This window comes from Ruminococcus sp. AF17-22AC (assembly GCF_003460065.1).
GTDB lineage: Bacteria > Bacillota > Clostridia > Lachnospirales > Lachnospiraceae > Blautia_A.
Genome location: NZ_QRXT01000001.1, coordinates 470,952 through 483,544 on the forward strand (window position 1 = coordinate 470,952; position 12,593 = coordinate 483,544).

The window sequence follows — 12,593 nt, forward strand, 5'->3', positions numbered from 1 at the left end:
AAATACTACATCGTATAATAAAAAATGGCGAGATGCTTATCGTAACACCCCGCCAAACATCCAATTACACAACATTTGAATAATCAGATTCTGTTCAATCTTTTATACTGTCAACAATTCAGCATTTTTTATGATATCTTTTATCTTTTTTTCGTCCATTTCAGCTACATCCGCGATCTGAGCAGCTGTATAACCTTTGTTGTACATTTTCATAATCATTTCCCGTTTACCCATCTCAATTCCGGTTTCAATTCCAGTCTCTTTAATTTTCTGGCTCAAATTACACATAATACTCACATCCTCTCTAAAATCCTTTTCCATTGGAATTGCATATTCATTTCCAATGATATCCAGTTTTTCGTTTGCTGTTAAATCCTGAGATAACAATGCTCCCAGTAATCTATGTAATTCATATTTCTCCTCATGCTTCGGAAGTTCTTTGGCAAGTCCGATCATTACGATATTAACCAAGTCCAGTTTGCCTTTCCATGCATGGGAATTTACAATACTATCTTTCACCAGGTGAATGTGTTCCAGACTATTTTCCGGCATATTCATACATACCCAGATGGAATAGACTCGCTTGATATCATTATAATTTGAATTTGAAAAATCTCTTTCTTTTTGTGAAGAAATCATTCGACTCACATAAAAGATTGCCCGATTCAATATATCGTACCCATTCGGTTCGTCCTTTTGGGCTTCTACATTAATAATAATCTGCGACAATCCATCCCTCATCCTGACATAGAATATAATGTCAAATCGTATCATTCCCTCATGAAGTTCCGGGTTTTCAGAATTAAGACCAACCACAAGAGATTCATCATTTTTAATAACAGTATTAGTAAAACCTGTTTCTATTGGAACAGTGTTAATAAATGGTTCGCCTTCAATATAAGGAACCACATCTTTCGGATCCATCCCTGCAAATTCATCAACAGTCTTTACTAATATATGGGCCAGGATACTTTTCTGGCCAAGTAATCGTTTCGCACTTTCATCATATTGTGCGTCTTTATCTGTCGTAAGAATCGTATTTTTGATTTCTGTATTCAAAGTCTTTCTCCTTTTCTACAGCACTTTTAAAACTATTCTTCGGCTATATATTATTATACTCTAAATCTGCATTTTCAACAACATCCAATTACCTATAGATTTTGTGAATATCCACTTTAGGTTCTAATACGTAAAAATCTTTTATAATATAAACAGTATCTCCTTGCTTACATCATAAAAGATTTCTCCAATAGTCTATATTAATTTTAATCATTTACTACTAAAAAAATAGATAATTGCAAATTCGTTTCCCAGTGCCATGCAATCATCAGAAAAAAATGTCTAGGTTGTTTTATGACCACATTTTTACCCAGTTTTTGTTACTACTTGAGCGTATTCCTTACCACTGAGTACCATTTACTGATAGAAGTTCATGAGTCGCTAAGCCGCATATTTTCTGTATTTATGCGGGTTTCCAGAGATACTGAAATTTCACTGCCACATTTTCGGACTCATTGCCATTGTGTTTGTAATCTCCTTTTAATGTGAGGCTATATACCTCTTTATCTTAAGTATGACCATGTCTTTTCACAGTAATGATCATTTGGAAAACTGTGTGAAACATGGTCAGGTAGTTGTTAGTTGTATTTTTGAAACTTTTTAATTTTAACATAAATAAACAGGGGGTTCAAGGTGCGGTGATGAGAAAATTTCTATAAAGTGTAGCAGTCATACCGGATTGCCTTTCCGTTTAAGGTGTAGGATGGTTTTCTGCCGGCGAGGAATTCACTCTTCAACGGCCTTTTTACAATGATTTTTTCCGGATTTGCCCTGATTGCCGCATCGAACAGATCCGTCTCTTCGGAGCACGGCGGCTCAAGCTTCTGGATCAGCTGAAGTTTTTTGTTGATCAGGCTTGATTTCTGTCTTGCCGGGAACATCGGATCAAGATAGATCACATCTACCGAATCAAGCTGTTTCGCCAGGCATTCTACACTGTTGCCCTCAATCAGTTTCATTCGGGCCGCAATATCTTTTAAAACCATATGTTTCTTTGCACGACGCAGCGCATCTTTCAGAAGTGCCGCGATCACCGGATTCTGTTCATACAATGTCACCTCATAGCCCTGCGTTGCCAGAAGAAATGCATCTTCACCCATACCGGCAGTCGCATCAATTGCCTTACGACCGGGTTTCTCCGACTTGGCCGCACGAACCAGCATTTCATGCTGCAGTCTGCCATTCGTGACACGGTGGAGCATATTTTCGAAATCTCCTTGATAAGTCAGTCCGAAACCTGTCAACGATACTCCTTTTGCACTGAAAAGAACTGTCAGATATTCTCCCTGTTTTTCTACAATGCGATAGCCTGTGCGTCTGGCAAAGGCTTCCGCCATATCTCTCTGTCCGCCTTTTTCGAGGCAGATAACAACTTTATCACTCATTTTTTTCTTTCACTTTCCTGGAATAGTCCTATTTTACAATGGAACGCAAAATATTGCAATTGTGGTAGAATTTTCTTTACAAAAACAGCTGCGAACATGATATACTATGAAAAAGATTAAACACATAAGCAAAGAGGGATATCTATGAAATACAGAGACGAAATACACATTGCCATGATGGCGCTCGTTTTTTCCTGCGCCATGTTTGCTATTTATGCAGTAGTACCGAAGGACGCTGTCGTAGCTGCCAAAGCCCGTGCCACAGTTACAGAAGCACCAGAGACAGCAGCAGAAGCTGAGGCGATCCGTTCCTCACAGGAAGACGATGCCGGATTTCCGATTTATACTCAGGACAGCAATTATGATTATGACGATTCTTCGGATAATTCCGACAGTTATGACCCGTCTTATGATAACAGTTCAGATACCGGCACGGATAATTCCGACACGGATAATTCCTATGTCAATTCATCCACTGACAACAATTCTAATGACGGTTCCAGTGATAATGTAGTTGATGAGGGTGTTTCACAGCCGGGTGATTACGATTATCCTGACAGCACCGACGATGGCGGTGACGGATTCACCTATTACGAACCGGATAACACCGGCACAGATGACACCACATCCTCCGATAACGGCGACTATGTAGAAGAATGATTGCTTTCTATTAATACAAAGAAGCACGAAAGGAAAGGGACGCTTTAACGTATTCCCTTTCCTTTTCTTTTACTGTCCGGCTGTAATATTGAACGGACAATTTGCGAACAATTCGTTCACCGCACATTCATACACCGCACATTTTTCACTTTTTTTGATCTTTTTAATATATTTTTTGCTGTCAGTAAACATCGGTGCCAGATAAAACCAGAGTTCTTTCATTTTGAAAAGGACATTTCTGTCTCCTGATACTTCCTGACAGTATGTATGATATACAATATCATGGAACTTACGTATCTCATCTTTATCAGCAGTCTTTCCGCCTCGAATCTCTCTTGCAAGAGAAGGCAGCGCCAGTACACCGCGTCCCATCATAAAACAATCTACAGACGAAAAGCGTTCCTGCACTTTTGCAAAATCTTCTGCTGAGAAAATATCCCCATTGTAGCAAAGCGGATTTTTACTCTTTTGAACTGCATATTCAAAAGCTTCCAGATTCGGAACATTTTTATAAAAGTCTTTCTGAACTCTCGGATGAACGATCAGTTCTTCCAGTGGAAAGCGGTTATAAATTTCCAGTAAATCTTCAAATTCCTCCGCATCATCCATACCCAGTCGCGTCTTTATGGATATTTTCAAATCGGTATTTGCAAAAATATGATTCAGGAAACGTTCCAGTTCATCCGGCCTGTCAAGGAAACCAGCACCGCAGCCCTTCGTAACTACAGTCTTGGACGGACAACCCAGATTCAGATTGATCTCCCGATATCCGAGTCCGGCAAGCTGTGATGCCGTACGCAGAAAATCATCTGCATTTCTGGTCAGGATCTGCGGAACCGCATACATTCCCTGATTGTTTTCCGGATCAATGTCTTTTTTTTCTCTGCCGCTGAAATTCAGATTCTGTTTTGCCCTGATAAAAGGAATGAAATATTTATCAAAACCTCCGAAACATTCATAAAGAGCTTTGCGATAAATATGATTCGTGATTCCCTCAAGTGGAGCAAGATACAGCTTCATAAATTATAAATTTCCAAGGTCTACTTTGTATTCGTCAGAACCTTCCTGATTTACTGTGTAGTATGCAGCACGTCTCTCAGCGTTAATGTAGATGCTGACATCTCCTGTCAATCCTTTATCTGCAACTGCTTTTTTGACTGCTTTCTCTACATCTTTCATAGAAACGTTTGTTTCGAAGATTTCAAGAGATACTTCTTTTACTCTTACGCCAGCTGCTTTGCGAACAGTCTTGGTTGCTGTCTTTGTAGCAGTCTTAACTGTTTTTTCTGCTTTCTGAACAACTTCCGGAGCTTTGTTTACGACTTCTTTTACAACCTCTGCTGTCTTCTCAGCCGGTGCGGAAGCCTCAACTTTTTTGGCTGCTGTTTTTACAGTCTCTTTTACTTTTGCTGCTGTTTCAGCAATTGCTTCTGTTGACTTAACTGTTGTTTTTGCATTTCTTTTTCTCATAATAATTTTCCTCCTGAGCATGTATAAATACACTACTTTCTTCTCCGTTACAGTACCACATTCATCCAAAGCTGTCAAATCTGCCCTTATTCTTCGACAAGAGAGCCCATGTAATAGAAGCCGTGACACTCATCAAGGCTGACTTTGACATACTTACCAAGAAGATCGGCACTGCCCGGGAAATGTACAAGAAGATTATATTCGGTTCTTCCTGTAAAAATTCCTTTTTCTTTGCTTTCTTCCTCTACCAGTACTTCCTGGATGGAACCTTCAAATCTGGAAGAACGTGTACGGCCCTCCTTCTGTACCAGTGCAAGAAGACGGTTGAAACGCTCTTTTGCCACATCCTGCGGAACCTGATTCTCCATAGCGGCAGCAGGCGTGTCACTTCTCTTTGAATAAAGGAACGTAAATGCAGTATCATAACCACATTTTGCCACAACATCCAGAGTTTCCTGAAAATCCTCTTCAGTCTCTCCCGGGAAACCAACAATGATATCTGTAGTCAGGGAAATATCCGGGATTGCCTTGCGGATCTTTTCGACCAGATTCAGATATTTTTCCTTATCGTAGCGTCTGTTCATGATCTTCAGGATACGGCTGCTTCCGGACTGAAGCGGCAGATGAAGATGATGACAGATTTTTTTACTTTTTGCCATTGTTTCGATCAGTTCATCAGAAAGATCCTTCGGATGAGAAGTCATAAAGCGGATACGCTTCAGGCCTTCCACACCTTCCAGCATTTCCAGAAGCTGTGCAAATGTAACCGGATGTTCCAGTGTTTTTCCATAAGAGTTTACGTTCTGTCCGAGGAGCATGACTTCTGAGACACCATCTGCAACCAGACGTTTTACCTCTTTTACGATTGCTTCCGGTTCACGGCTTCTCTCACGTCCGCGTACGTATGGTACAATACAGTAACTGCAGAAATTGTTGCAGCCAAACATGATATTAACACCTGACTTAAATGTATAATTACGTTCTGTCGGAAGATCTTCTACGATCTGGTCTGTTCCTTCCCAGATATTGATGATCTGCTGATCCGACTGCAGCATCTCATAGAAAAGCTCTGCAAATTTAAAGATGTTGTGTGTTCCGAATACAAGGTCTACAAATGGATAAGACTTCCTAATCTTGTCAACCACATGCTGTTCCTGCATCATACAGCCAAAAAGAATAATCTTCATATCCGGATTGCGGTCTTTCAGACTATGCAGATGGCCAAGTCTTCCGTATACTTTGAGGTTTGCATTCTCGCGGACAGTACAGGTATTGTACAAGACCACATCTGCCTCTTCATTATCCTGTCGTACATATCCGATTTCGTCCATAATTCCCGCTACGGCCTCAGACTGCTTTTCATTCATCTGACAGCCGAATGTCGTCAGGCAATAAGTAAGCGGACGGCCTGCTGCATTGGATTTCTGTGCAGTTAATGCCTGAGCAAGTTCTATAAATGAGCGCTGTCGCAGAGTTTCTTCTGCGCTTGTAGTCTTTTTCTCTTTAGAGGATTCATTTGTCATTTCGTACTGACTCCTTCGTTATAATAATCATTTATAATGGTAAATTAATTAATTGCATCTTATAATCATACCGTAATTTCAGGGCTTGTGCAAGCGTTATCTCCCCTGTACCATCGATTTGTACTTCCGATTACAGTGAAAAAATATATTCCAGCGGCAGTGTATGAATTTCTCTGTATTCTGTCTGTTTTTCAATCGAAGCAGCATGCGCAGCATTTTCACAGGGCACTTCGATACGAAACGCCGGCTGATGGCAGATTTCTGCGTAAAATTGTTCAGGAGAACCATACCCCTGACGGCCTGCAGGTTCCACATCTTCGAGATGGAAATTCTTTTTGTCCATGTCGGATGCACTGCATTTTTGCAGATGTCTTGCCATACGGTATGATTTCTGGTTTGCGCTGAATGCCTGTGGCTGCCGAAAATAAACGATTCTTTTGCCGGCATATCCAAAGGAAAGGAGCCCCCGCCCCGGATCATCCTGAAACATTCTTACCAGCGCTTTTGTTTCATTTTCACTTGCAGGCTGCTGGTGGATCTGCTTTCTTCGGTAATAACCGGTAGGAAAATTTTTTCTGAGTTCTGTTCCCCGCGCATTGCCGGTAAATTCTTTGCAGGAGACTTCCTGCATACGTAGCATCTGCCGATAGATGGGATTACGTATGGCAAAGAAATCATTCTCATAAATTTCATAGCCATCCGGATTCAGAAGCGGAACAAAACAGATTGTCCACTTTTCAAACAAATCTCTAAGATCATAGATTTCTTCAAGTTTCCAGCCACATTCCCAGGCTCTTGTGTATTCTTTCATCATCTCCACCAGATAACCCGGCATATATCTGTCTGTGCCGATCATTCCGGCGATACAAAAGACTGTCTGAGTGCCATTTCCCACCCATACTGCCGGTATCAGTCGTTCATCATGAGAACTTCCGATCACCTGAAAGCGTGTAATCCTGCTGTAGCGTCCTGCCGTTTCCCACATTTCGTAATAAAGTTCTTCATATGTACAGAGTGTGTTGTTTGTTTTGATCATATCTTCATTCCTGCTATGTATGAAAAAAGTTATTTGTTCCTCTATCAGTATATGAAAAGAGACAGGTCAAAAGACCTGCCTCTTAAAAATATTTCTTATGTAAAATCAGATTTCTTCTTTTTTGCGTTTGCGGACTACTACATAACCGCCTGCAAGAAGTGAAAGTGCTGCGAGTACAGACATCGTACCGATTGGAGATTCGTCGGCTGTAGATACCGCAGATTTGGATTTGGAGCCTGCATCTTTTGCAGATGCTGCTGCCGTTGCAGTCAGTTCTGCATCTGTACCGCCAGCTCCGCTGCCATTGCCACTGCCATTGCCACTGCCATCATTGTCGCCGTCTGTGTCATCTGTTATATAGCCATTATCTCTCAGCCACTGTTTTTCTTCTTCATCCGTGTAGCTGGCTATAGTGAATTTTTTCGTGAAATACTCCACTACATCTGTATCCTGCCATGTACTTCCGTTATAAACCTGTTTCTCACAGTAAACCTGAATTGTAAAGTCCTGTGTAGAAGCTCCTTTTGACGGCTGAATACCCTTTCCGTTTTTACCGCCTATGCTCCATGTAGTATGAGTGCTGTCACTTCCCGGGAATTTCCAATATACAGGGATCCATCTCTCATCACCTTTTACATATGGTGCACTGTCCTCCGTTCCTGCACCAATCGCAGTGAATGAAACATATCTCTTAGAAAAGAACTTGATTTCTCCATCCAGACCTTCTACCCTTGCACCATCTGTTACTGTATGGGTACGGGCTGTCTGAGTGTTATTGTTATTATTGTCATCTTCCTTTGGTTCTGTCGGACGCGCTTTTTTCATTTTTGCCGTTGCTAGGCTACACGAAATTGCCTTAGGTTTCGTGTCACTTGAATTTCTTCTTGTAAGAACGATAAACCTGGGCGCTGTTTCCGGGACATTTTCCGCAACTACAGTAAATTCCGTATTGGCTTTTACAGCTGTAAATTTAAGCTTGCTCTTCATTGCTTTGTATGTCGAATTAATTGTTGCACTATCTGCCGTAGCATCTACAAAGAAATATGTCCACTCACAGTCTCCTGTAACTGAATATTTTGCCTGTACAGAGGTATGGCTGAGCCATTTTAATGAGCCTGTTTTATAAGACAGTGTATAATTTGCCGGCTTCTCCGGCTCCGGATCCTTCTTTACCTCTTTCAGAGAAACAGAAAGACCATTTGAAGCTGTAGAATATTCATATTTTGATGAATTTTCGTAGCTGATATTTTTCACAGCTGCCGTAAAAACATCTTTTGAGACATCTTTTCCAGACGCATCTTTTCCAGCCTTAATTACTTCCAGATCTGGCTTCTCTTCTTTATGGCTGAATGAAGATTTGCCAGTCAGTGCTCCTGTAACAATCAGTTTTGCAGAACCGTCCAGAGTTATGTTTTTGTTCCCGTCATTTTCGGTAACACTTGCATCACCTTCTATGGACACATCTTTATTACTGTATACTGCACCTTTATCACCAACTGTATTACCTGTAACCTTGCCACCGGTAAAAACGATTGTACCGTTGTTACAATTAATTGCAGCACCACCTGCTGCATAATCATTTTCTGTCAGCGTTACATTCTGGTTCAAACCAAATATTGCGCTGTCCGAAACCTCTACAATCGCCCCATCTGCAGGTACAGCACCATCTTCTGAGCATTTACCAGAAACTGTAAGAGTCGAATCTGTAGTACCGTCTGCAAAAAACTGAAGCTGTCCACCTTCTCCACTTACAGAGAACATAGTTCCTGTAAAAGTACCATCTTCTTTTCTGGAAATTGTAACTCCGGCTTTCGCAGCACGAATATTCACTTTTCCACTCACTGTAATTGTTTTATCAAGTTCAATAGATTCTGTAAGCTGAATATATACTGCTGCATCTGGATGTGCTGCTGAATAAGCTTCTGCACCGGCAACGGCTTCCTCTAAAGTTGTATAGGACATTGCTTTACCATCCTGATCCAGAATCTGATTGCCTTCGGCATCAGCAAGTACAATCCCTGCTGTCTCCGTCGGAGTCTCGCCTTCCTGCTTATCCACTTCTTTATTTTCGTCAGTCTGCTCCTGTGTCTGAGCCTCTTCTGTCGGTGTCGCATCCGCAGCGGCATCTCCTGTCGCCGGAGTCTCATCAGTCGTTGTGTTATCCGCCGCCGGGGGTTCATCTGTCGTTGTATTATCCGCCGGTGGTTCATCTGTCGTTGTATTATCCGCCGGGGTCTCATCTGTTGCTGCATCTCCGCCATCTGTTACAGGTGTTTCTGCATCGCTGCTTCCGTCTTCGCTTCCTGCTTCTTCGAAACCGGCATCACCGGTGCCTTCTTCTGACATGGCCGCCATATCGCTCTCAGCGGCAAATACTGCTGCCGGAGCGCTTCCTGCTGCAAGTGCCCCTGCAAGAATTATTGCAAATAACTGTTTTCGTCTCAATTTAATGTTCCTCCATTATGAGTCTGTAAGCTGTAACTAATTATACACACGCACACTTTAAATGTCAAATCAACACATGCGCTCTTTTGTCCAATATTACCTGCGAATCTGTCCGTTTCCATAGATGATATATTTCGTTGTCGTCAGGGCAAGCAGTCCCATAGGTCCTCTGGCGTGAAGCTTCTGGGTACTGATGCCGATCTCTGCACCATAACCGAACTCAAATCCGTCAGTAAATCTCGTAGAGGCATTTACATATACTGCCGCCGCATCCACTTCATCAAGGAACTTCTGGGCATTGGTATAATCATTGGTGATGATAGCCTCAGAGTGTCCTGTGTTATAACGGTTGATATGCGCAATTGCCTCGTCTACAGAATACACCACTTTGATTGACAGTATGTAATCCAGATATTCTGTGCCCCAGTCTTCTTCTGTGGCATCTACAGAACCCGGCATCAGTTCATGTGCTTCTTTATCTGCACGCATTTCCACATGCTTTTCTTTCAGCTTCTTTGCAAGTACCGGAAGAAGTTTTTCCTTAATATTGCCATGTACCAGAAGTGATTCACACGCATTGCAGACACCAACACGCTGTGTCTTGGCATTAAGAATAATATTTACTGCCATATCCAGATCTGCACTCTCATCTACATAAATATGACAGTTTCCCGTACCGGTCTCAATTACCGGAATCGTACTCTGGTTCACGACCGCTTTGATCAGGCCCTTACCGCCTCTCGGAATAAGTACATCCACATACTCATTCATTTTCATAAATTCTGCTGCGGTCTCTCTGGAAGTATCTGCAATAAGCTGAATCGCATTTTCCGTAACACCGCATGCTTTCAGAGATTCACGGATACAGTCCACAATTGCTGCATTAGAATGGATTGCGTCACTACCGCCTTTCAGGATCACCACATTGCCTGTTTTAAAACAGAGGCCAAATGCATCGGCTGTCACATTTGGACGCGCCTCATAAATAATACCGACCACACCGAGCGGCACACGTTTCTGCCCGATAAGGAGTCCATTCGGACGTTTTTTCATACCGGTGACTTCACCGATCGGATCTTCAAGCGCCACTAGCTGTCTGAGTCCTTCTGCCATGCCTTCGATTCTCTCCGGGCTCAACATAAGACGATCTACCAGACCTTCCGGCATGTGGTTCTGCTTCGCATTCGCCACATCGACTGCATTCGCTTCCAGTAATTTGTCTGTCGATTCGACCAGATGACCGGCAACCGCCGCAAGCACCTGATTCTTCTGGTCTGTCGTGATCGTGCGCATGGTATTTTCTGCTTCTTTTGCGTTTATTCCAAGTTCTAACAGCATTTTATTCATTGCATGACCTCCCCGGGGCTTCTGCCCGTTTATTTAAGATGATAAGCTGATTTTTCTGTAACAATGATCTCCGGTGAAATATCCGTGGGTTCTGTCGGTACTTCCGGAAGCATCTGAAATTCAAATGCCACTGCCACACGTCTGATACAAGGATGTTTTTCAAGGAAGCGGTCATAAAAGCCACCGCCATAACCGACCCGGTGATTTTCTCTGTCAAAAGCCACTCCCGGCATGACCATCATAGCATCTTCCCACTGAACAATCTCGCCTCCTGCCGGCTCCGGAATCCCGAAATAACCTTTTTCAAGCTGTGCAAAATCTGTCAGTTTATAAAATATCATATCCTGGCCTACGACCTTCGGCACAGCAACTTCCTTACCATCCCGCCATGCCGCTTCGATAATAAACCCGGTCATAACTTCATGGTTATAATCTGCATAAGCAAGAATACGCTTCGCATCCTTATATTCCGGAAGTGTGGTCACCCGATCAGCAATCATCCGGCTCCAGTCTTCAATCTGTGCATCGGTATGTGCTTTTCGTGCTGCAAAAATCTGTTTTCTAATTTGCTTTTTTTCTTCCATATTTTTCACCCAGATTTGTAACTGAACCATCTTTTTCTTTGACATCGATGTTGTTGAGCTGTGCTTTCAGATTCTGACGTACAGCCGCAAGATATTCTTTCCTGAGTTCTGCCTGTTCTTTCTTTTCTTCTTCTGTCAGACCTACACTCTTTGCCTTATGCGCAAGTGTGTTGATGCGGTCGATTTTTTCATTGTCCATCATATCAGTTTCCTCCTAGAGAAGCTTTTCTATATAGTCGATCAGATAAAATTCTTCTTTTTTGTTACCGGCAAACAAAGTACCGTATTTTCTGCCTTCGATGATCTTGTGGATGACATGGAAATCTCTGCCGTTGGCAATGATCATATCTGCTCCCGCGGATGTCGCAATCTCGGCAGCAGTCAGCTTCGTCGCCATACCGCCGGTTCCGACCTTACTCTTCGGACCTTTGCCCATGCTGAGCAGACGGTCATCCAGTTTCTCCACGGTATCAATAAACTCTGCATCCGGATTGGTGTTCGGGTCATCGGTAAAGAGACCGTCAATGTCTGAAAGCAGGATCAGAAGATCCGCACCGATCAGTCCTGCGATCACTGCTGACAGTGTATCGTTATCACCGAAAGATTCCAGCATTTCCAGCTCATAACTTGAAATCGAGTCGTTTTCATTGACAACAGGAATTGCCCCGAGTTCAAGCAGTTCTTCAAATGTATTTCGGGCATTTATGCGGTTCAGATTATTGACCATTGTGTTTTTGGTCATCAGAATCTGTGCCGCCATCTGATTATATTCTGAAAAAAGTTTCTGATAGATCATCATCAGACGTGCCTGTCCGACTGCAGAGCAGGCCTGTTTTTTCTTTAATTCCACGGGTTTTTCATGCATTCCGAACGCAGATGCGCCGACTGCCACCGCACCGGAAGTAACCAGTACGACATCTTTGCCCTGATTGTGAAGATCGCTTAATTCGCGTACAAGAACCTCCAGCTTGCGAAGATCCAGTTTGTTGGTTTCTTTGTGGATCAGTGACGAAGAACCGACCTTGACCACGATACGTTTTTTGTCTTTCAGTAATTCACGGTAATTCATGTTATCTATTCTCCA

12 protein-coding genes are annotated in these 12,593 nt (G+C 42.5%); 1 reads left to right on the top strand and 11 read right to left on the bottom strand.

Translation table 11 applies throughout. The features are described from left to right. Positions 1-102: 102 nt before the first annotated feature. Together DWW86_RS02450 and DWW86_RS02455 are read right to left on the bottom strand one after the other, a co-directional pair. Positions 103-1,059, bottom strand: coding sequence for a PD-(D/E)XK nuclease family transposase (locus DWW86_RS02450; RefSeq protein ID WP_117942148.1), 957 nt, complete (start codon positions 1,057-1,059; stop codon positions 103-105). 653 nt (positions 1,060-1,712) lie between these two features. Further along, complete coding sequence (locus DWW86_RS02455; protein ID WP_117942149.1) at positions 1,713-2,444, bottom strand: class I SAM-dependent methyltransferase; 732 nt, start codon at positions 2,442-2,444, stop codon at positions 1,713-1,715. Between the two features lie 144 nt (positions 2,445-2,588). Between DWW86_RS02455 and DWW86_RS02460 the strand changes: the two genes are divergently transcribed. Further along, positions 2,589-3,104, top strand: coding sequence for a hypothetical protein (locus DWW86_RS02460; protein ID WP_117942150.1), 516 nt, complete (start codon positions 2,589-2,591; stop codon positions 3,102-3,104). Between the two features lie 69 nt (positions 3,105-3,173). Here the strand turns inward: DWW86_RS02460 and DWW86_RS02465 are convergent, their stop codons facing one another. The 9 genes from DWW86_RS02465 to proB all read right to left on the bottom strand — a co-directional run bounded on the left by DWW86_RS02465 (position 3,174) and on the right by proB (position 12,578). Further along, positions 3,174-4,124 carry a tRNA dihydrouridine synthase gene (locus tag DWW86_RS02465; RefSeq protein ID WP_117942151.1) on the bottom strand — a complete coding sequence of 317 codons (951 nt, stop codon included), beginning with the start codon at positions 4,122-4,124 and terminating at the stop codon, positions 3,174-3,176. A gap of 3 nt (positions 4,125-4,127) precedes the next feature. After that, positions 4,128-4,574, bottom strand: coding sequence for a DUF6465 family protein (locus DWW86_RS02470; protein WP_072521118.1), 447 nt, complete (start codon positions 4,572-4,574; stop codon positions 4,128-4,130). 86 nt (positions 4,575-4,660) lie between these two features. Then, entirely contained in the window at positions 4,661-6,097 is a 1,437-nt protein-coding gene (miaB, locus tag DWW86_RS02475; protein ID WP_117942152.1) for a tRNA (N6-isopentenyl adenosine(37)-C2)-methylthiotransferase MiaB, read from the bottom strand. Between the two features lie 130 nt (positions 6,098-6,227). Then, on the bottom strand, positions 6,228-7,133 hold the full coding sequence (locus DWW86_RS02480) for a M14 family zinc carboxypeptidase (protein ID WP_117942153.1): 906 nt from the start codon (positions 7,131-7,133) through the stop codon (positions 6,228-6,230). A gap of 105 nt (positions 7,134-7,238) precedes the next feature. Further along, on the bottom strand, positions 7,239-9,578 hold the full coding sequence (locus DWW86_RS02485; RefSeq protein WP_117942154.1) for a hypothetical protein: 2,340 nt from the start codon (positions 9,576-9,578) through the stop codon (positions 7,239-7,241). Between the two features lie 96 nt (positions 9,579-9,674). Next, entirely contained in the window at positions 9,675-10,925 is a 1,251-nt protein-coding gene (locus DWW86_RS02490) for a glutamate-5-semialdehyde dehydrogenase (RefSeq protein WP_072521114.1), read from the bottom strand. Positions 10,926-10,954: 29 nt separating this feature from the next. Continuing rightward, positions 10,955-11,509 carry a 5-formyltetrahydrofolate cyclo-ligase gene (locus DWW86_RS02495; RefSeq protein WP_117942155.1) on the bottom strand — a complete coding sequence of 185 codons (555 nt, stop codon included), beginning with the start codon at positions 11,507-11,509 and terminating at the stop codon, positions 10,955-10,957. Beyond that, on the bottom strand, positions 11,487-11,711 hold the full coding sequence (locus tag DWW86_RS02500; RefSeq protein ID WP_502696630.1) for a DUF896 domain-containing protein: 225 nt from the start codon (positions 11,709-11,711) through the stop codon (positions 11,487-11,489). The genes DWW86_RS02495 and DWW86_RS02500 overlap by 23 nt, the downstream gene beginning before the upstream one ends. Before the next feature lie 12 nt (positions 11,712-11,723). Further along, a complete protein-coding gene (proB, locus tag DWW86_RS02505) occupies positions 11,724-12,578 on the bottom strand; it encodes a glutamate 5-kinase (RefSeq protein ID WP_072521112.1) in 855 nt (284 codons plus the stop codon). Positions 12,579-12,593 lie beyond the last annotated feature (15 nt).